Annotated in this window: 9 protein-coding genes; 6 read left to right on the top strand and 3 right to left on the bottom strand. The window is 65.2% G+C overall.

Annotated elements, in window-relative coordinates; all coding sequences use genetic code 11:
* The first annotated feature begins 75 nt into the window (after positions 1-75).
* The 6 genes from yjgA (at position 76) to GFK26_RS17100 (ending at position 15,930) form a co-directional block, all read left to right on the top strand.
* Positions 76-735: a ribosome biogenesis factor YjgA gene (gene yjgA / locus GFK26_RS17125; RefSeq protein ID WP_101489664.1), complete on the top strand. Its 660-nt coding sequence runs from the start codon at positions 76-78 to the stop codon at positions 733-735.
* 158 nt (positions 736-893) lie between these two features.
* The gene (gene mog, locus GFK26_RS17120) at positions 894-1,484 is read left to right on the top strand and encodes a molybdopterin adenylyltransferase (protein WP_101489663.1); all 591 of its coding nucleotides are present in this window, start codon (positions 894-896) and stop codon (positions 1,482-1,484) included.
* Positions 1,485-1,568: 84 nt separating this feature from the next.
* The gene (locus tag GFK26_RS17115) at positions 1,569-2,063 is read left to right on the top strand and encodes a hypothetical protein (protein ID WP_153283010.1); all 495 of its coding nucleotides are present in this window, start codon (positions 1,569-1,571) and stop codon (positions 2,061-2,063) included.
* A gap of 136 nt (positions 2,064-2,199) precedes the next feature.
* On the top strand, positions 2,200-6,753 hold the full coding sequence (locus tag GFK26_RS17110) for an Ig-like domain-containing protein (protein ID WP_153283009.1): 4,554 nt from the start codon (positions 2,200-2,202) through the stop codon (positions 6,751-6,753).
* A 331-nt stretch (positions 6,754-7,084) separates the two neighbouring features.
* Positions 7,085-12,049 carry an Ig-like domain-containing protein gene (locus tag GFK26_RS17105; protein WP_153283008.1) on the top strand — a complete coding sequence of 1,655 codons (4,965 nt, stop codon included), beginning with the start codon at positions 7,085-7,087 and terminating at the stop codon, positions 12,047-12,049.
* Positions 12,050-12,375: 326 nt separating this feature from the next.
* Positions 12,376-15,930 carry an Ig-like domain-containing protein gene (locus GFK26_RS17100; protein WP_153283007.1) on the top strand — a complete coding sequence of 1,185 codons (3,555 nt, stop codon included), beginning with the start codon at positions 12,376-12,378 and terminating at the stop codon, positions 15,928-15,930.
* Positions 15,931-16,028: 98 nt separating this feature from the next.
* On the opposite strand, the gene GFK26_RS17095 is transcribed toward GFK26_RS17100, so the two are convergent.
* The 3 genes from GFK26_RS17095 to GFK26_RS17085 are packed head-to-tail and all read right to left on the bottom strand — an operon-like array spanning position 16,029 to position 21,550.
* Complete coding sequence (locus GFK26_RS17095; RefSeq protein ID WP_153283006.1) at positions 16,029-16,949, bottom strand: cation diffusion facilitator family transporter; 921 nt, start codon at positions 16,947-16,949, stop codon at positions 16,029-16,031.
* Positions 16,939-20,157, bottom strand: a complete 3,219-nt coding sequence (locus tag GFK26_RS17090) for a CusA/CzcA family heavy metal efflux RND transporter (RefSeq protein ID WP_153283005.1) — start codon at positions 20,155-20,157, stop codon at positions 16,939-16,941. The genes GFK26_RS17095 and GFK26_RS17090 overlap by 11 nt, the downstream gene beginning before the upstream one ends.
* Positions 20,158-20,167: 10 nt before the next feature.
* A complete protein-coding gene (locus GFK26_RS17085) occupies positions 20,168-21,550 on the bottom strand; it encodes an efflux RND transporter periplasmic adaptor subunit (RefSeq protein ID WP_153283004.1) in 1,383 nt (460 codons plus the stop codon).
* Between the last annotated feature and the right edge of the window lie 19 nt (positions 21,551-21,569).

The following is a 21,569-nucleotide window of genomic DNA, read 5'->3' as shown; positions in this document are numbered from 1 at the left end:
CCCTGTTTCACGTTTTCCCTTCCGCGCCCCCTGTGCGCGTTGCAGCGCCGCACGGCGCAGCCCAGAATCCACCCCATGTCCCGCAAACCCAAAAAAGGCTATTTCGTCCGTGGCCACTTCGTTGCCGAAGGCAGCGAACTCGACCTTGAGCTCAAGCGCGAGCTCAAGGGCGGCACCGACGAAGCCAGCCGTACCGAACTCAAGCGCGAGAGCGACGAACTACAAAAGCTCGGCGAGGAGCTGCTCGGCCTGCGCGCGGCCCTGTTCGATGCACTGCCGCTGGGCGAAAAGCTCGTCGATGCCATCACCGAGGCCAAGCGCATCACCAATTTCGAGGGCAAACGCCGCCAGATGCAGTTCATCGGCAAGCTGATGCGCAAGCTCGACGAGCCCACGCTCGAGGCCGTCAAGCTCGCGCTGGTCGAGCAGAACACCGTGCCGGCCGCCGAAGCCGCCGCGCTGCACGAGGCCGAGCGCTGGCGCGAACGCCTCATCGCCGACGACGACGCCCTCGGCGGCTGGATCGAAACCCACCCCGCCACCGACTCGCAGCAGCTGCGCGCTCTCGTGCGCCAGGCCCGCAAAGACCTGAAGTCCGGCCCCGCCGGCGAAGCGCCGCGCCAGGGCAAGGCGTATCGCGAGATCTTTCAGCTTGTGCGTGCGCAGCTGGCGGTGCATGGCGGCGCCGACCACGCCGAAGCGGCTGCGGCGCAGGACCGCGAAGAAGACGCATGAGCGTCCGGCCTTTTTGACTTTCTCCCTCTCCTGCTCGCGGGAGAGGGTCGGGGTGAGGGCCGAGAGCCTGTACGCCCGCACGCCCTGTCCATCGCCAGCAACCCTCACCCCCGCCCTCTCCCGCAAGCGGGAGAGGGAGCAAGAGGAGCAAGAACACCATGAGCGCACCTGACTCCGTCCGCATCGGCATCGTCTCCATCAGCGACCGCGCCTCCAGCGGCACCTACGAAGACAAGGGCCTGCCTGCACTGAAAGAGTGGCTGGGCCGGGCGCTGAAGAACCCGCTCGAATTCGAAGCCCGCCTCATCCCCGACGAAACCGCGCGCATCAGCGCCACGCTCATCGAACTGGTCGACGCCGGCTGCTCGCTCGTGCTCACCACCGGCGGCACCGGGCCCGCGCTGCGCGACGTGACGCCCGAGGCCACGCTGGCCGTGGCCCACAAGGAAATGCCAGGCTTCGGCGAACAGATGCGCCAGATCAGCCTGCGCTTCGTGCCCACCGCCATCCTCTCGCGCCAGGTGGCCGTCATTCGCGACCAGAGCCTCATCATCAACCTGCCGGGCCAGCCCAAGTCGATCGCCGAGACGCTCGAAGGGCTGAAGGACGCCGACGGCACGCAGATCGTCCCCGGCATCTTCGCCGCCGTGCCCTACTGCATCGACCTCATCGGAGGGCCGTACCTCGAGACCGACGACACGGTCTGCAAGGCCTTCCGGCCGAAGTCGGCCATTCGCGCCGCGCGCTGAGGCGGCACCGCCCGCCTCGCAAAAACGAGCAGCACGGCGCCTGGAGCGCCTTGCGTGACCTGCGTTGTGCCATCGCGTACGACTTTGTCCTCACTCGCAGGCAACGACACCTTCACCACCGTCGGCACGGCCGACGTGGTGCATGGCGGTTCCGGCGATGACACGGTCCGCATCCACAGCGGCGATTTCGCAAGCCTCGACGGCGGCCTGGGCATCGACACCCTCGTCATGGACGGCAAGGCCATGCACATCGACCTGTCGGCCCTCGGCATGAAGGTGCAAGGCTTCGAGAAGTTCGACCTCGGTGCGGGCGGCAACACGCTGGCGCTGAGCGCGAGCGACGTGCTGGCCGGCGGTGTGCGCGACATGGTCATGGCCGACGGCAAGGTGCAGATGCTGGTGAACGGCGCCAACGGCGATGTCGACCTGCTCGGCGGCAGCGACGGTTGGACCCAGGGCAGCAACACCAATGTCGGCGGCGCGCCCTCGCGCACGACGAACGCCGGCTTCGGTGTTCTATGTGCCGTAGCCAATGGCTTTGTTTGCACTTTCAACGCCCCTCTGTTCCTTCATGCCTGACTTTCAGACTCGTCCCATGGTTTCGCCTGGCGGCTCTTCCTAGAGTGCCCGATCCCCCAGACCGCTTGATCGAACCGCGTGCGTTCATGTGTCGGTCCGGCTTCCTGTCCCCGTCCAGAGCAGAGAAATTACATCCATGGCATCAGAGAAAACCACCATCGCCGTCGACGACACGAACATCGGTCGCGCAGCGAGTGCGGGCATGTCGACGTTCACGGTGCAGCCGCCCGTCTTGGACGGGGCCTTCGACAACGCCGGTGACATCCAGGGCAACCTTGCACCCGGCAGCATCACCGACGACCGCCAGCCCGAATTCCACGGCCAGGGCACGCCCGGCGACACCATCGTCATCCAGGACAACGGCACCGAGATCGGCAAGGCCAGGGTCGGTGCAAGCGGCCTGTGGAGCTTCACCCCGTCGACCGACATGGGCGAAGGGCTTCACGCCATCACCCTCATCGCGCGCGATGCCTCCGGCAACGAGAGCGCCCCTTCCGCCCCGTTCAACTTCGAGATCGACGTCACCCCACCCGACGCCAGCCAACTGGCCATCACCGGCGTGCTGGACACCGTGGGCGGCATCACCGGCAACATCACGTCCGGTGCAGCCACCGACGACGCGCGCCCGCTGATCAGCGGCACCAGCTCCGGCGTGCCCGGCCACACCGTCATCGTGAGGGTCAGGGACGCGTCGGGTGAACGCGAACTGGGCCGCGCCGTCATCGGCGAGCACGGCCACTGGACGCTGCAGGTCGACGCCCCGCTGGCCTCCGGCCAGAACATGCTGCGGGTCTACGAAGTGGACGTCGCCGGCAACGAGACCGCACTGACCGCGCCGTACCGCGTGACCGTGAACACCGAAAAGCCGGCCGCTCCCATCATTGAGAGCGTGTTCGACGACGTGGGCACGCCGCACATGCTGCTGCCGGGCGAAGTGACCGACGACGCCAGGCCCACCCTCTCGGGCACCGCACCGGCGAAGCACACCGTCCAGCTCTACGACGGCGCCACCTACCTGGGCGAGACCGTCGCCGACGCCCGAGGCAACTGGAGCTTCACCCCCAGCGTCGCGCTGCCCGAAGGCCCGCACAACATCACCGCCACGGCCACCGACAAGATCGGCAACGTGAGCGAGCCCTCGGGCGCGTTCCCGCTGACCACCGACTACACGGCGCCCGCCGCGTCGGACGCGGTACTGAGCGACAACGTCGGTCCGATTCAAGGGCCCATTGCCCACGGCTCCGTCACCGATGACAGCACGCCGACCTATGCAGGCAACGCCGAGCCGAACACGACCGTCGTCATCTACGACCACGGCAAGGAAATCGGCCGCACGCAAACCAACGGTGCGGGCGACTGGACATTCACGCCCACCGTGCCGCTGACCATCGGCCTGCACAGCTTCAGCCACACCGTCATCGACGTCGCCGGCAACAGCAGCGCGCCCTCCAAGGTGATCGACTTCAGCATGAACGACAGCGGCGATGACCACGCCAGCCTGGCTGAAAGCAAGAAGTCGATCAGCGTGACCTTCATTGCCGACATCTCCAACAGCATGGCGGGGGCCAAGAGCGCCAACCAGGTCCAGTCGATGAAGGCGCTCGCCGAGGCGTACGCCAAGATGAACGTGCCGGCCACGTTCAGCCTGATCGCCTTCGGCAGCAGCGCCACCCACAAGGGCACCTTCACGTTCACGGGCGACAAGGACCCGAACTACGCCAAGCTGATCGCGGCGATCAACTCGACGGTCTCCGCCTACCAGAACACGAACTTCGACAACGCGCTGACCCTGGCAAGCCAGCTCATCAAGGCCGAGTACGCCGCCGCGGGCAACAACCCCTTCAAGATGAAGCAGGTGTTCTTCCTGTCGGATGGCTACCCCTACCCCTACGCCACCAGCGCCGCAACGCTGAAGCAGTGGCAGGCCCTGATGGACGACCCGGACGGCAAGTCGGTGACGTCGAACCCCATCGAGGTCACCACCGTGGCCATCGGCGCGAGTGCCGGCCTGTCCGCCCTGAACCAGGTCTCGACCAGCGGAACGACGGTGGCCGTCGCCAATCCGGCCGATCTGAAGGACGCGGTGATCGACCAGATGTTCGTGTCCTGGGCCTACGGCAGCCTGCTGAAGAACGACACCCAGGTGGTCATGGACGCCAAAGCGAAGATCAGCCAGTTCACCGTGGGCAACGAGGTGTTCCGCATCACCGCCGCGGACCAGCTGGCGGTGGACAACGCCAGCGGCAAGGTCGGCGCAACCTACGACAAGGCGTCGGGCGTGCTCACGCTGAAGACCGACGCGGGACAGCTCACCGTGTTCATGAAGAGCACGATCGGCCACAGCGCCGGCGACTACATCTTCCGCGCGTATGCCAGTGAGAACGACGAGCTGACCCTGGGCGGCAGCATCGAGTACGTGTTCGGCTACACGGCCGTCAACAGCAAGGGCGAAAGCCAGACCTCCAAGCTGTACATCACCGACAAGCTGCCGCAGGTCGGCACAGACTCGGTGACCGTCACCCAGATGGGCAAGGACGAGGGCGTAGCCGGAAACTACGTCACCGCAGACAACAGCGGCGGCCGCCTCATTGCCGGCACCCTCAAGGCTGCGCTGGCCGACGGCCTGTCGCTGCAGGTGTCGACCGACGGCGGCGCCAGCTGGCACAACGCGGCGCTGAACGGCGGGAACTGGGCCTTCGTCGACACGCAGGCACACCCCGGCGACTGGAAGATCCAGACCCGTGTCGTCGACGACAAGGGCAACAACAGCGGCGTTCTGACCACCCAGGACGTGGCCTGGGTCTCCGCCGCGGAAGCACCGACCATCACGCGCATCGCGGAGGCCGAAGGCGTCTACACCACCACCAAGGCGCAAGACGGCTCGCAGGTGCTGCTGTCGCTCGCCGGCACGGGCGCGAAGGTCGGCGACAAGGTGCACGTCCAGTGGGGCGCGAGCACCTACGACCAGGTGCTGACGCAGGCGGACATCACCAACGGCACGGCCACGCTCAAGGTTCCTTCGAGCGTGACCTACTCGTACCAGGGCGCGGCCAAGGACTTCGCGGTCACCGCGCAGATCATCGGCAAGGACGGCGCGCTCGGCGCGGTGTCCCAGCCGTACAACGTGGTGGGCACCTTCACCACCACGATGGTGGGCGACACCCTGCAGAAGACCCCCGTGGGCGACGTGTACACCGGCACCGGCTTCAAGGTCACGACCTTCGGCACGCTGGCCAAGACGGCCGTGACCACGACCACGCTGGCCGGGCTGACCCTGAGCGATGGCGCACAAGCCAACGCCCTGTTCACCCTGGACAAGCCCGCGAACTACGTCTCGCTGCGCCTGACCGGCATCGACAACGCCACGGGTGCCCGGATCCAGGTGTTCGACGTCAAGGGCAACCTGATCCACACCGCGGACTTCATCGGCGGCACCGACGCGCGCCACACCAAGACCTTCACCTACACCTCGGCCGCGCTGGTGGACATCGGCTCGTTCAAGGTCGTCGCCCAGAGCCCGAGCGTGACCCTGGACGCGTTCAACCACCGCGTGGTGAACCACGTGGCGGAGGCGCGCGACCCGAACCTCATCGAGTACGCACCCGAGACCTTCTACGGCAGCGCGGGCGACGACGTGGTGTCGCTGCAGATCAGTGCGACGACCTACTTCAACCAGGCCACGGCGGCCGTCCATGGCGGCAGCGGCATCGACACGCTGAAGCTCGTGGGCGCCGCGCATGCGCTCAACCTGACCAAGGCCGCGGGCAAGCTGAGTTCCATGGAAGTCATCGACATCACCGGCACCGGCAACAACACCCTGACCCTGTCGCTGGCCGAAGTGCTGAACAACGGCGGCCTCGACCTGTTCCACACGGGCGACAAGAGCCGTGTGCAGATGATGGTCAAGGGCAATGCCGGCGACATCGTGAACCTGAGCGACCTGCTGCCCAACAAGAACGACCAGGGCGACTGGCTCAAGAAGGCCAGCGTCACCGTGCAGGGCGTGGTGTACGACGTGTACCAGTTCTCCACGCTCGCGGCCGAGCTGCTGGTGCAGAAAGGCGTGAACGTCAAGCTCAGCAACGTGGCGCTCAAGGCATTCAGCGTCGACGATGTCGCATCGGATGACGTGCTCGACCATTCGACGCACAGCTACACCGCGGGCGACGACGCACTCATCGCCAGGCTCGGCTTCGCCGATCGTCTGAGCGGCGGTGCAGGCAACGACACCTTCACCAACGTCGGCACGGGCGACGTGGCGCACGGCGGTTCGGGCGACGACGTCATCCACGTCCTCAGCGGCGACTTCGACCGCGTCGAAGGCGGCCTGGGCATCGACACCCTGTTGATGGACGGCAAGGCCATGCACATCGACCTGACGGCCTTCGGCCTGAAGCTGCAAGGCTTCGAAAAGTTCGACCTCGGTGCGGGCGGCAACACGCTGTCCCTGCACGCGAGCGACGTGCTCGCCGGTGGCATGCGCGACATGGTCACGGCCGACGGCAAGGTGCAGATGCTGGTCAACGGCGCCAATGGCGACGTCGATCTGCTCGGCGGCAGTGCTGGAAACGACGGCTGGACCCAAGGCGGCAATGCCAATGTCGGCGGCGTGACCTACAGCGTCTACACCAACCTCGCCGGCACTGCCGAGCTGCTGGTCGAGGACAAGGTTCACGTGACGATCCTGTAAACCGGCTCACCGGCGCAACGCGCGTCGGATGAAAAAAACGCGACAGCCGCCCCGTGCAGCTGTCGCGTTTTTCTTTGGTGCTTGCGGGCGCGGCGTCCCGCGGATGCCTCGCCTTTTCCTGCGCTTCCCGGCATCCATCCACTGTCTCGAATGAGACTTTTCTCTCACTTTCAGCGCCGCCTTATTCCTCCAAGCTTGGCTTTCAGACTCGTCCGATGGCCTCGCTCGGCTGTTCTTCCTAGAGTGCTCTATCCCCCCGACTGTTTGATCGCGCCGTGCGCATTCGCACGCCGATCCGGTCTTGTTTCCTTATTCAGAGCACAGGAATTTCATGGCATCCGAGAACACGAATGTCGTCGTCGACGACAACAAGAACAACAAGCACATTGACGAGGCACGAAGCGCAAGCGCGCAGACTTTTGCCTCGCAGACCCCCACCCTGAGCGGTGCCTTCGACGACGCGGGCGACATCCAGAACGCCATGGCGCCAGGCGGTGTCACCGACGACCGCCAGCCCGGCTTTCACGGCCTGGGCACGCCCGGTGACACGGTCCTCATCAAGGACAACGGCACCGAGATCGGCCGGGCTCTGGTGGGCGACAACGGCCTGTGGAGCTTCACACCGTCTATCGACCTGGCCGAGGGCCTCCACGCCATCACCCTCGTCGCGCGCGACCCTTCGGGCAATGAGAGCGCCGCTTCGGCCCCGTTCAACTTCGAGATCGACGTCACCCCACCGGACGCCAGCAAGCTGGCCGTCACCGGCGTCACGGACGCCGTGGGCGGTATCACCGGCAACGTGCTCTCGGGCGCAGCCACTGACGACGCGCGTCCGCTGCTCAGCGGCATCAGCACCGGCACGCCCGGCCATACCGTCACCGTGATCGTGAAGGACAGCACCGGCACGCACGAATTGGGTCAAGCCACCATCGGCGAGAACGGCCACTGGACCTTCCAGGTCGATTCACCCCTGGCCGCGGGCCAGAACACCTTCATGCTCGTCGAGACGGACAGAGCCGGCAACGAGACCTGGCCCACCGGCCGCTACACGGTCAACGTGAACACCGACAAGCCGAGCGCTCCCGTCATCGACAGCGTGTTCGACGACGTGGGCGCGCCGCACATGCTGCAGCCTGGCGAAGCAACCAACGACGCGAAGCCGACGCTGGCGGGCACGGCGCAGGCCAACCACATCGTCAAGTTCTATGACGGCGCCACCTTCCTGGGCCAAGCCGTGGCCGACGCCAACGGCAAGTGGGAGTTCACGCCCCTGACCGCGCTGACCGACGGTGCCTACAACATCACCGCCGAGTCCACCAACCCGCTGGGGCAGACCAGCGATGCCAGCAGCGCCTGGAACTTCGTGGTGGACACGACGGCACCGACGCAGACCGCCACCGTCACCGACATCGGCAAGGACAGCGGCTTCGACGCCGACGACCACCTGACCAACGACGGCAGCGCCGGGCGTTTGCTGCAGGGCAAGTTGTCGGCAGCGCTGGCCGCCGGCGAGACGCTGCAAGTCTCGACCGACGGCGGCCAGACCTGGAAGGCGGCCTTCGTGGCCGGCGACACATGGAGCGCGCAGGACGACAACAGCCACACCGGCGACTGGAGCGTGCAGACGCGCGTCATCGACGCGGCCGGCAACCTGGGCGCGGTGCAATCGCAGGCGATGGCGATGGACACCGCCGCACCCGTCGCGGCGACCCAGGTCACGGTGAGCAGTGCAGGCGTGGAGGTTCGGTTCAACCCTGCGAACGTGGCCGTGGGTCACAAGGTCAGCCTGATCGTGCGAGAGGATCATTTCGACCACGCGCTGACCGCGGCCGACATTGCGGCCGGCAAGGTGTTGATCCCCGGCTTCACGCCGCAGGATGCGGGTGGTCTTTCCGTGGCGATTTCGGATGCCGCGGGCAACGTATCGCCCTATATCTCGCCGCCTTTCCAGGGCAGGGAGACGCTCGACAACCTTCCGAAGATCAGCGTGGAAACGCCGCAGCACACGACCAGCACCGGCGTCGCAATTGAAATGGTCTATGGCTATATAGAACCCTTTGATGCAACCCACCTGTATCTCTCGGCCAAGGGCATCGTCAACTTCAAGCTCCCCGACCCCGCGAAATTCGTCGAGATCGAGTACGGCAACACGCACGCGGCCCCTTTCGGAAAGGTCGAGTTCTACTCGGCAGAAGGCGTCTTGCTGGGCACGAAGAACATGCTCTACAGCCCGGGTTCGCCCGATCCGATGCTGAAACTGGGGCTCTCCTCGCAGACCCCCATCGCCTACATCAAGGTTTACAGCCTGGATGCCGGAACCTCCCCCGGCGTGAGCGACGCGATCCTTCTCGGCGACCTGACGTGGAGCGGAGGCGGCCAATCTTCCACTTCGGCGCAATACCAGACCCTCACCGATGCATCGGCGGGCACCTTGCACGGCGGCTCGGAGAACAACGTGTTCACCGTGACCGACGTCAAGCACCTGGCCGATTCGGCCCTGTCGGGCAACGCCGGCCTCGACACGTTCAAGCTGAGCGCCGCCAACCAGGTGCTCGACCTGACCTCGCTCGGCCACAAGGTCAGCGCCATCGAAATCATCGACATCACCGGCACGGGCAACAACGCACTCACGCTGTCGCTGGCCGAGGTGCTGGAGAACGGCGCGGTCGATCAGTTTGTCGCCAACGGTCGCGTGCAGATGATGGTCAAGGGCAATGCGGGCGATGCGGTGTCTCTGCTGGATGTGCTGCCCAACGGCACCGACCCGGGCGACTGGGTCAAGGGCGCCAACGTGACCATCGACGGCGTGGTGTACGAGGTGTACGCGCACTCGGGCTTCAAGGCCGACCTGCTGGTGCAGCAGGGCGTGACCGTGACACTGCAGATCACCATCGACCGCGTGCTGGACGACGTGGGCGCCATCACCGGCGCCATCGACAAGGGTGGCTTCACCGACGACACGACCCCCACGCTGCAGGGCAAGGCGGCTGCGGGCGGCACCGTGAAGGTGTACGACGGCGCCACGCTGCTGGGCTCGGCCGTGGCCGACGCCAGCGGCAAGTGGAGCTTCACGCCGGGCACCGCACTCAGCGAAGGGCTGCACAACCTGAGCGCCACGGTGACCCCGGCGGGCGGCAGTGAGAGCGCCAGGACGGGGGTGTTCGACCTGACGGTGGACCTGAACAGGCCGACCGCCACTGTCACCGACATCGGCAAGGACAGCGGCTTCAGCGCCGATGACTACCTGACCAACGACGGGGGCGCAGGACGCCTGATGATGGGCCAACTGAGCGCATCGCTGGCCGCGGGCGAAACCCTGCAGGTGTCGATCGACGGCGGCACCACCTGGAAGGCCGCCTTCGTGGACGGCGCCAAGTGGAGCGCGCAAGACGACAACAGCCATACCGGCGACTGGACGGTGCAGACGCGCGTCGTGGACGTGGCGGGCAATGCGGGCCCGGTGAAATCACAGGCGATGGCGATGGATACCGTGGCGCCTGACGCTCCGACCAAGGTTGTTGTGAGCAGTGGTGGAGTGGAGGTTCAATTCAATTCGACGAATGTTGTTGCAGGGCACAAGATCAGCGTGAAGTTTGGCGATAAATATATCGATCAGATCTTGACGGAATCGAATATTGCAGCGGGCAAGGTGATTGTTTCGAATCCGAACAGTCCGACTTTTTTGAATTTCAACAGCATCTCCAGTCAACCAGTAGGGTCAGTAACTTTGGGCGATTTGAAAATCACCAGTCAAGATGGCCTCTCTGGTTATAAAACCCCTGACGGAACACCTTCCTTTGGAACTACGGGAAATTCGCTTCTTCTTGGCCGTAGCACAAGCTCGACTCATTATAAAACGACATTCGAATTCTCAAAGGGAAAAGACTATGTGTCATTCAACTTGGGTGGACACGATGGACTGGGTGAAATTGTTTTTTATGACGTTGCAGGAAATAATATTGGAAGCATTCGTGTTCTGGATCACTCCAAATTCCCCGAACTATTTCAGATTATTCAATTCTCGGCCCCAATTGGCTCGGAGATTGGCGGGTTTGTATTTACATCGGAACGCGATTCGAATAGCTCGGCAATTGATGATTTCCAAATCGGAAGGCCTTTGGCGTCTACCGAAATTTCAGCTGCAATCGTAGACCCCGCTGGCAATGCCTCGCAATACCGGGACAGCGAAGGCCTGAAGAATCCGGCTGCATCGCAGACCCTGACCGAGGCATCGGCTGGCACCCTGTACGGCGGCTCGGACAACAACGTGTTCACCGTCACCGACGTCAAGCACCTGGCCGATTCGGCCATTGCAGGCAACGGCGGCCTCGACACGCTCCAACTGACCGGCGCCAACCAGATCCTCGACCTGACGGACCTCGGCCGCAAGGTCAGCGGCATCGAAATCATCGACCTCACCGGCACGGGCAACAACATGCTCAACCTGTCGCTAGGTGACGTGATGGAAAACGGTGCCGTCGACCAGTTCGTAGCCACCGGTCGCGTGCAGATGCTGGTCAAGGGCAATGCCGGGGACAAGGTCACGCTGAGCGACCTGCTGCCCAACGGCACCGACCCGGGCAACTGGGTCAAGGGCGCCAACGTGACGATCAACGGTGTGGTGTACGAGGTGTATGCGCATTCGGGCTTCGGCGCCGACCTGCTCGTGCAGCAGGGCGTCACCGTCACGCTGCAGAACACAGGGGCTGGCACGTTCCACATCAACCCTGAAGCTGAGGCCTACGTGCTCGATCACACGACGCAGACGTACACCGACAGCGATGACGCATTCATCGCCAGGCTCGGCTTCGCTGACCGACTCGAAGGCGGCGCTGGCAATGACACCTTCACCCAGGTGGGCACGAGCGACGTGGTGCATGGTGGTGCAGGCGACGACGTCATCCGCGTCAACAGCGGCGACTTCACCCGCATCGAAGGCGGCCTGGGCATCGACACCCTAGTGATGGACGGCAAGTCGATGCACATCGACCTGTCGGCCCTGGGCATGAAGGTGCAGGGCTTCGAGAGGTTCGACCTCGGTGCGGGCGGCAACACGCTGGCGCTGAGCGCGGCTGACGTGCTGGCTGGCGGTGCGCGCGACATGGTCACTGCCGACGGCAAGGTGCAGATGCTGGTCAACGGCGCCAACGGTGACGTCGATCTGCTCGGCGGCAGCGATGGTTGGAGCCAGGGCAGCAACACCACGGTGGGGGATGTGACATACACCGTCTACACCAACCTCGCCGGCACCGCCGAACTGCTGGTCGAGGACAAGGTTCACGTGACCATCATGTAAGCCCGCAGCACGGCGCGAACACCGCGTCGCCCCCAAGAACGCGACAGCCGCCCCGTGCAGCTGTCGCGTTTTTTTTGATCCCCCTTCCCTCCGCCACACCTGTGCGCGCGTCGAACACAGGCTTCGTTCTCCTTTGTGACGTCGCCGACGTTTTTGTTTGTGCTTTCAGTACCGGCTTATTTCCTTGCACTTACGTTTGGGACTTGGCCGATGGCTTTGCACAGGTGTTCTTCCTAGAGTGCTCCATCCCCCCGACTGTTTGATCGCGCCGTGCGCATTCGCACGCCGATCCGGTCTTGTTTCCTCATTCAGAGCACAGGAATTTCATGGCATCCGAGAACATTGACGACGCAAGAAGCGCAAGCGCACAGACTTTTGCCTCGCAGCCCCCCACCCTGAGCGGTGCCTTCGACGATGCGGGCGACATCCAGAACACCATGGCGCCAGGCAGCGTCACCGACGACCGCCAGCCCGGCTTCCACGGCCTGGGCACGCCCGGCGACACGATCCTCATCAAGGACAACGGCACCGAGATCGGCACCGCCACCGTGGAAGCCGATGGCAGCTGGAGCTTCACGCCCTCGACCGACCTGACGGAGGGCCTGCACGCCATCACCCTCGTCGCGCGCGACCCTTCGGGCAATGAGAGCGCCGCTTCGGCCCCGTTCAACTTCGAGATCGACGTCACCCCGCCGAACGCCAGCCTGTTGGCCGTCACCGGCGTGCTGGACGCCGTGGGCGGCATCACCGGCAACGTCATGCCCGACGCCACCACCGACGACACGCGTCCGCTGCTCAGCGGCATCAGCACCGGCACGCCCGGCCACACCGTCACCGTGATCGTCAAGGACGCCTCGGGGGAGCGTGCACTGGGCCAGGCCGCCATTGGCGAGAACGGCCACTGGACCTTCCAGGTCGATTCGCCGCTGGCCGCGGGCCTGAACACCTTCATGCTCGTCGAGACAGACAGAGCGGGCAACGAGACCGTGCCCACCGGCCGCTACACGGTCAACGTGAACACCGACAAGCCGAGCGCTCCCGTCATCGACAGCGTGTTCGACGACGTGGGCACGCCGCACATGCTGCAGCCGGGCGAAGAAACCAACGACACCAAGCCGACGCTGGCGGGCACCGCGCAGGCCAACCACACCGTCGAGCTCTACGACGGCGCCACCTTCCTGGGCCAGACCGTGGCCGACGCCAACGGCAAGTGGAGCTTCACGCCCAAGGCCAACCTCATCGATGGCGCGCACCACATCACCGCCACCTCCACCAGCCCCGTGGGCCAGACCAGCGACGCCAGCGCTGCCTGGAACTTCGTGGTGGACACCGTGGCACCGACGCAAACCGCCGAGCTCGTCGACATCGGCAAGGACAGCGGCTTCAGCGTGGACGACTACCTGACCAACAACGGCGGCGCAGGCCGCCTGATGATGGGCACCCTGAGTGCATCGCTGGCAGCAGGCGACACCCTGCAGGTGTCGACCGACGGCGGCACCACCTGGACGACGGCCTTCGTGGACGGCAACAAGTGGAGCGCGCAGGACGACAACAGCCATACCGGCGACTGGGCGGTGCAGACGCGCGTCGTGGACGAGGCGGGCAATGCGGGCCCGGTGGAATCACAGGCGATGGCGATGGACACCGTGGCGCCTGGCGCGCCGACTTCGGTGACTGTGGTCACTGGCGGCGTAGAAATTCGATTCGATCCGGCCAATGTGACTGTGGGCCACAAGCTCAGCCTTGTGCTGCGTGGCGATCATTTCGATTACGCACTGACGGCTGCGGATATTGCTGCCGGAAAGGTGTTTGTTGCGGATTCCGGATCGCTGTCGAAAACCACCTTCGACGGGCTTCCGCTCAATGGATATGTGAGTTCCATCACCGTGGGTGATCTGACAGTTTCACAGAACTACCCATACAGCCTTCTTGCAATTCGAGACACAATTGAGCCATCCTACAAAGGAATGGAAGGATCCTATCTTGCAGCTGCAGGTCCGACACTTGCTCCGATTAAATATCAATTTTCAAATGGAAAAGAGTATGTTTCCTTCACCATAGCAGCCTATCTTCTCAAGGGGGATGTCCGGTTTTATGATGCGTCCGGAGCAGAAATTGGACGAATTAATATCGAAATGATCGAACCGTCAGATTTTCGAAAAATATCCTTCATAGCCCCCGTTGGAACAAAAATCGATCATTTCGCAACACACATCACCTTTGACTATGACGGCGGCTATGCTCTCGACAACTTGCAAGCGGGGGAAGTGCCACTGAACCAGTCCCCTGTCTCGGTGGCCATCGTCGATCCCGCAGGCAATTCATCGCCCTACACGTCGCAATCTTTCCCCGCAAAGGATTCGCTGGACAATCTGCCCAAGATCAACACGGGGGGCTTGCACACGACCTCCGCCGGGGTCGCAATTGAAGTAATGGAAGGCTTCGTCGAACCCTTTGAAGGGTCGCGGCTTTTTCTCTCGCCCAACGGCATCGTGAAATTCGAAATCCCTACCGCTTCCAAATGGGTTCAAATCGAATACGCGAACACGCACAGCGCGCCCTTCGGCAAGGTCGAGTTCTATTCGGCAGAAGGCGTTTTGCTGGGCACGAAGAACATGCTCCTGAACACGGGCTCGCCGACCCCGCTGGGGAAAATCGAGTTCTCCTCCGAGACGCCCATTGCCTATGTCAAGGTCTTCGCCCTGGACAGTGGAACGGCTCCGGGAGTCAACGAGGCCATCCTGATCGGCGACCTGAGCTGGAATGGCGCCGGCATCCCCCAGGAACCGCCGCTGGAGCAAACCCTGACGGAGGCATCAGCAGGCACCTTGCACGGCGGCTCGGACAACAACGAATTCGTCGTCACCAACGTCGCGCACCTGGCCGATTCGGCCATCTCCGGCAACGGCGGCCTCGACACCCTGAAGCTGACCGGCACCAACCAGACGCTGGACCTGACCGCGCTCGGGGGCAAGGTCAGCTCCGTCGAAATCATCGACCTCACCGGCACGGGCAACAACACGCTCAAGCTGTCTCTGGCCGACGTTCTGGAAAACGGCGGGAAGAACTTGTTCGTCGACGACGGCCGCGTGCAGATGCTTGTCAAGGGCAATGCCGGCGACAAGGTCACGCTGAGCGACCTGCTGCCCAACGGCACCGACCCGGGCAACTGGGTCAAGGGCGCCAACGTGACGATCAACGGTGTGGTGTACGAGGTGTATGCGCATTCGGGCTTCGGCGCCGACCTGCTCGTGCAGCAGGGCGTGACCGTCACGCTGCAGAACACAGGGGCTGGCACGTTCCACGTCAACCCCGAAGCAGAAGCCTACGTGCTCGACCACGCGACGCAGACGTACACCGACAGCGACGACACCCTCATCGCCAGGCTCGGCTTCGCTGACCGACTCGAAGGCGGCGCCGGCAATGACACCTTCACCACCGTCGGCACTGCCGACGTGGTGCATGGCGGCGCGGGCAATGACACCATCCGCATCAACAGCGGCGACTTCGAACGCCTCGACGGCGGCCTGGGCATCGACACGCTGGTGATGGACGGCAAGTCGATGCACATCGACCTGTCGGCCCTGGGCATGAAGGTGCAAGGCTTCGAGAAGTTCGACCTCGGTGCAGGCGGCAACACGCTGGCGCTGAGCGCGAGCGACGTGCTCGCCGGTGGCGTGCGCGACATGGTCACCGCCGACGGCAAGGTGCAGATGCTCGTCAACGGCGCCAACGGCGATGTCGACCTGCGCGGCGGCAACGACGGATGGGCGCAGGGCAGCAATGCCACGGTGGGCGGCGTGACCTACAGCGTCTACACCAACCTCGCCGGCACCGCCGAGCTGCTGATCGAGGACAAGGTCCACGTGACCATCATGTAAGCCCGCAGCACGGCGCAAACACCGCGCCGCCCCCAAGAACGCGACAGCCGCCCCGTGCGACTGTCGCGTTTTTCTTTGGTGGCTTGCCTGCGCGCTCGTCAACCCACAGCAGTCACCGCAGGCCCGAACCCATGGCGCTCCCCCGCCTGCTCGCAAGGCACGCGCTCCACCTGCACCGTCGAATGGTGGATGTCGAAACGCTCGGCCAGCAGCGCACGCAGCCGCAGCATCAGCGGCACAAGGTCGCCCACCTCCGGCGTGCACACCACGTGCACGCTCAGGCTCACCTTGCCGCTGGACAGTGCCCACACATGCAGGTCGTGCAGGCCGGCGACGCCCGCCTCGGCCTGCAGCGCGCGCTCGACCTCGGGCAGGTCGACCTCGTCGGGCACGCCTTCGAGCAGCACGTTGAGGCTCTCGCGCAGCAGGCGCCAGGTGCGCGGTAGCACCCACAGGCCGATGGCGACGGCGATGAGCGAATCGACCCAGGCCCAGCCGGTGAAACGGATGACGAGCGCGCCGACGATCACGCCGATGGAGCCGAGCATGTCGGCCCACACTTCGAGGTACGCGCCTTTCACGTTGAGGCTCTTGTCCTTGCCGCTGGCCAGCAGGCGCATGCCGATGAGGTTGACGACGAGGCCGCCCACTGCAACCCACAGCATCGTCATCGACTGGATCTCGGCCGGCTGCGCGATGCGCCGGTACGCCTCGTAGAGCACGTAGATCGCGACGAAGAACAGCAGCACCGCATTGACCACGGCCGCCAGGATCTCGAAGCGGTAGTAGCCGAAGGTGCGTCGCTTGTCGGCCGGCCGCTTGCCCAGCCAGATGGCGGCCAGCGAGATGGCGAGCGCCACGGTGTCGGTGGCCATGTGGGCCGCGTCGGACAGCAGCGCGAGGCTGCCCGACACCAGCCCGCCGATCACCTCGGCGACGAGGTAGGCCGAGGTCAGCGCCAGCGCCCAGCGCAGCGCCTTTTCATTGCCACTTACGGCATGTGAATGCTCATGGGCCATGGGAACCTCGCAGGGCGGGATCGAGCGGTGCGCCGTGTTGCTGCTCGGCGTCGGCTTCCTGCACCTCGTCTTCATCGCGCCGGTGCGCGATGCGGTACAGCAGCGGCAACACCAGCAGCGTCAGCGCGGTCGACGACAGGATACCGCCGATGACCACGGTGGCCAGCGGGCGCTGCACCTCGGCACCCGTGCCGGTGGCGATGGCCATGGGCACGAAGCCCAGCGACGCGACCAGCGCGGTCATGAGCACCGGACGCAGCCGCGTGAGCGCGCCTTCGCGAATGGCCTCGTCCAGCGGCAGGCCGCCCTCGCGCAGGTTGCGGATGAAAGAGATCATCACCAGCCCGTTGAGCACGGCCACGCCCGACAGCGCAATGAAGCCCACGGCCGCCGAGATCGACAGCGGAATGCCGCGCATCCACAGCGCGACGATGCCGCCCGTGAGCGCAAACGGAATGCCGGTGAACACGAGCAGGCCGTCCTTCAGGTTGCCGAACATCGCGAACAGCAGCGTGAACACCAGCAGCAGCGACACGGGCACCACCACCTGCAGGCGCTGCGTGGCCGAGGCCAGGTTCTCGTACTGGCCGCCCCACACGGTCCAGTAGCCCGGCGGAATGCGCACGGCGCGCATGGCCTCCTCGGCCTCGGCCACGAAGGAGCCGAGGTCGCGACCGCGCACGTTGGCGCTGACGACGATGCGGCGCTTGCCGTCTTCACGGCTCACCTGGTTGGGTCCGGGCGCGAGGGCTAGCGTGGCCACTTCGCCCAGCGGGATGAAGCTGGTGCGCACGCCCTCGCCGCCCGCGCCCCCCGCGCCCTTCGGCAGCGCGATCGGCAAGCGGCGAATGGCGTCCAGGTCGGTGCGCAACGTCTCGGGCAGCCGCACGAGGATGTCGAAGCGGCGGTCGCCGTCGAACAGCGTGCCGGCCTCGCGCCCGCCCACGGCGGTGGAAATGGTGTCCTGCACATCGCCCACGTTGAGGCCATAGCGTGCGGTCTTCTGGCGGTCGATGTTCACGGTGAGCATCGGCAGGCCGGTGGTCTGCTCCACCTTCACCTCGGCGGCGCCGGGCACCTTGCCCAGCGCGGCCGACACCTGGGCGGCCGTCTGGTTGAGCACGTCCATGTCGTCGCCGAAGATCTTCACGGCCACGTCGCTGCGCACGCCGGAGATCAGCTCGTTGAAGCGCAGCTGGATGGGCTGCGAGAACTCATAGTTGTTGCCCGGCAGCTTCTCGACCTCTTCCTGCACGGCGGCCAGCAGTTCGTCGCGCGTGCGTTTGGGCTTGGGCCACTCGCTCTCGGGCTTGAGCATGATGTAGCCGTCGGAGATGTTCGGCGGCATCGGGTCGGACGCGATCTCGGCCGTGCCGGTGCGCGCGAACACGCGCTCGATTTCGGGGAATTTGTCTTTCAGCGTGCGCTCGAGCTGCTTCTGCATCTCGACCGACTGCGTGAGGCTGGTGCCCGGAATGCGCAGCGCCTGGATCGCGAAGTCGCCCTCGCTGAGGCTGGGCACGAACTCGGTGCCCAGGCGCGTGGCCAGCAGGCCCGACAGCACCACGGCCACGGCGGCGGCGGTGATGACCAGCGGCTTGGCATTCATCACGCGCGCCAGCAGCGGCGCGTAGCCGCGCTTGGCCCACACCATGAGGCGGTTTTCCTTCTCAGAAACCTTGTTGCCGATGAACAGCGCCACGGCGGCCGGGATGAAGGTGATGGACAGGATCATCGCGCCCAGCAACGCAATCACCACGGTGAACGCCATCGGGTGGAACAGCTTGCCCTCGACACCCGTGAGCGCAAAGATCGGCAGGTACACGATCATGATGATCAGCTGGCCGAACAGCAGCGGCCGGCGCGCCTCCTGCGAGGCCGCGAACACTTCGTGAAAGCGCTCGCCGCGCGTGAGCGGCCTGCCGTGTTTCTCCTGCGCATGCGCGAGGCGCCGCACGCAGTTCTCCACGATCACCACGGCGCCGTCGATGATGATGCCGAAGTCGAGCGCGCCCAGGCTCATGAGGTTGGCGCTGACCTTCTGGTTCACCATGCCCGTGAAGGTGAAGAGCATCGACAGCGGAATCACCGTCGCGGTGATGAGGGCCGCGCGGATGTTGCCCAAAAACAGGAACAGGATGGCCACCACCAGCACCGCGCCCTCGAAGAGGTTCTTCTTCACGGTGGCGATGGCCTTGTCGACCAGCACCGTGCGGTCGTACACCGTCACGGCCTTCACGCCTGCGGGCAGCGTGCGGTTGATCTCCTGCATCTTCTTGTCGACCGCCTGCGAGACGGTGCGGCTGTTCTCGCCGATGAGCATGAACACCGTGCCCAGCACCACCTCGCGGCCGTTGTCGGTGGCGGCGCCGGTGCGAAGCTCCTGGCCGATGCCGACCTCCGCCACGTCGGACACGCGCAGCGGAATGCCGCCGGCGTTGCCCAGGATCACGTTGCCGATGTCTTCCACCGACTTCACCTGCCCCGGTGCGCGAATGAGGTACTGCTCGCCGCGCTTCTCGATGTAGCCCGCGCCCACGTTGGCGTTGTTGCGCTCCAGCGCGGTGACCAGGTCGGTCATCGTGAGGCCGTGCGCCAGCAGCTTCGCGGGGTCGGGTGCGATCTGGAACTCCTTGGCGTAGCCGCCGATGGAGTTGATCTCGGTCACGCCCGGCACGTTGCGCAGCTGCGGCTTGATGATCCAGTCCTGAATCTCGCGCAGGTCGGTCGGCGTGTAGGGCTTGCCGTCGGCCTTCTTCGCGCCCTCTTCGGTCTCGACGGTCCACAGGTAGATCTCGCCCAGGCCGGTGGAGATGGGCCCGATCACCGGCGACACGCCGGGCGGCATGCTCTCGCGCGCCGACTGGATGCGCTCGTTGACGAGCTGTCGCGCAAAGTAGATGTCGGTGCCGTCCTTGAAGATCACCGTGACCTGCGACAGGCCGTAGCGCGACAGCGAGCGCGTCTGCTGCAGGCCCGGCAGGCCGGCCATGACGGTCTCGATGGGGTAGGTCACGCGCTGCTCGGCTTCGAGCGGCGAGTAGCCGGGCGCGGACGTGTTGATCTGCACCTGCACGTTGGTGATGTCGGGGACGGCGTCGATGGGCAGCTTCTGGTAGCTGAAGACGCCCAGCGCCGCCATGCCGAGCACGGCGAGCAGCACGAGCCAGCGCTGCGCGATGGAGAAACCGATGATGCGTTCGAACATGCGTCGGTCCTCAATGCGTGTGCGTGGCCGAGCTCTTGCCCTGCTGCGACTTCACGACGAAGCTGCCGCTGGCCGCATAGGCCACGCCCGGCTTCAGGCCGCCCACGATCTCGATGCGCTGGCCGTCGCTGCGGCCGGTCTTCACATGCTGCGGCAGGAAGCCGCCGGGCACGCGCAGGAACACGGTGGGCTGGTCGTCCACGGTCTGCACCGCTTCGGCCGACACGGTGACGGGCGCATCGGTTTCCGACGCCACCAGCTCCACGTTCACGAACAGGCCCGGGCGCCAGGTGCGCTGCGGGTTGGTGAGCGTGACACGCGCGGTGGCGGTGCGCGTCTGCGCGCCCAGCAGCGAGCCCACGTACGACACCGTGCCGCGCGCGGCCTGCTCGAAGGAACCGGCGCGGATGGTCACGGCCTCGCCGACGCGCACGAGGTTCAGGCTGCTCGCGGGCACGCTGATCTCGGCCCACACGGTCGACAGGTCGGAAATGGTGAACACGTTGACCGCCTCGCCCACCGATTCACCGAGCGAGATGTGCTTCTCGACCACCATGCCGTCGAAGGGTGCGCGCAGCTCGTAGCGGCCCAGTGCCGACGAGCCGGGCGTGGCGCCCAGTGCCAGCAGCTTCTGGTTGGCGTTGGCGACGGCGATCTGCGCTTCCTGCATGGCCTGCTCGGCCTGCAGGTAGTCCTGTTGCGGGGAGATCTTTTCTTCCCACAATTTCTTTTCGCGGTCGTGCGTGGTGCGCGCCAGCGCCAGCCGGCGCTGCGCCGTCTGCAGCTCGCTGCGCTGCTCCGAGAGCGCGGGGCTGGAGATCACGGCCAGCACCTGGCCGCGCTTCACTTCCTGGCCCAGGTTGGCCGACACGCTGTCGACCACGCCCGCCACGCGCGGCACCACGTGCGCCGTGCGGTCTTCGTTGAACTTGATCTCGCCGGGCAGCTGCAGCGACGTCTTGATGCGCGCCGGGCCGACGCTGTCGATCGCGATGCCGGCGGCCTTGACCTGCTCGTCGGTGAAGGGAATCTTTTCTTCGTCTTCCTTGTGGGCGTTGGCGGCGGCCTTCTGCGGCTCTGCCGGTGCAGGCGTTTCCTTGCCTGCGTTCTTGCCGGCCTCTTTGCCCTCTTCCGCGTGGTGTTCCTTGTCGCCATGGCCTTCGTCGTGCGAATGGCCGTGGTCGTCTTCCTTGCCCTTGGCGTGGCCCTTGTCTTCCTCGTGATGCTCGCCGTCGGCATGGCCGGCGGACTCCGAGTGGCCGCCCGCTGCGGACTTGGACGGCGCGGTGCGCAAGATGAGCGCGCCGGCGATGAGGCCGGCGAGCAGCACGGCGGCAATGGCGATCCACTGCTTGCGGCCGGAGGACGTGGTGCGGTTGTGTGGTGTGGTCATGGTCGGAATCCGGTTCAGG

This window comes from Variovorax paradoxus (assembly GCF_009498455.1).
GTDB classification, from domain to species: domain Bacteria; phylum Pseudomonadota; class Gammaproteobacteria; order Burkholderiales; family Burkholderiaceae_C; genus Variovorax; species Variovorax paradoxus_H.
The sequence above is the reverse complement of the archived record's forward strand: the minus strand, read 5'-3'. Positions and strand labels throughout refer to the sequence as shown.

Coding starts and splice junctions, on each gene's coding strand:
- yjgA (WP_101489664.1), top strand. CDS start 76: ATGTCCCGCAAACCCAAAAAAGGCTATTTCGTCCGTGGCCACTTCGTT.
- mog (WP_101489663.1), top strand. CDS start 894: ATGAGCGCACCTGACTCCGTCCGCATCGGCATCGTCTCCATCAGCGAC.
- GFK26_RS17110 (WP_153283009.1), top strand. CDS start 2,200: ATGGCATCAGAGAAAACCACCATCGCCGTCGACGACACGAACATCGGT.
- GFK26_RS17105 (WP_153283008.1), top strand. CDS start 7,085: ATGGCATCCGAGAACACGAATGTCGTCGTCGACGACAACAAGAACAAC.
- GFK26_RS17100 (WP_153283007.1), top strand. CDS start 12,376: ATGGCATCCGAGAACATTGACGACGCAAGAAGCGCAAGCGCACAGACT.
- GFK26_RS17095 (WP_153283006.1), bottom strand. CDS start 16,949: ATGGCCCATGAGCATTCACATGCCGTAAGTGGCAATGAAAAGGCGCTG.
- GFK26_RS17090 (WP_153283005.1), bottom strand. CDS start 20,157: ATGTTCGAACGCATCATCGGTTTCTCCATCGCGCAGCGCTGGCTCGTG.
- GFK26_RS17085 (WP_153283004.1), bottom strand. CDS start 21,550: ATGACCACACCACACAACCGCACCACGTCCTCCGGCCGCAAGCAGTGG.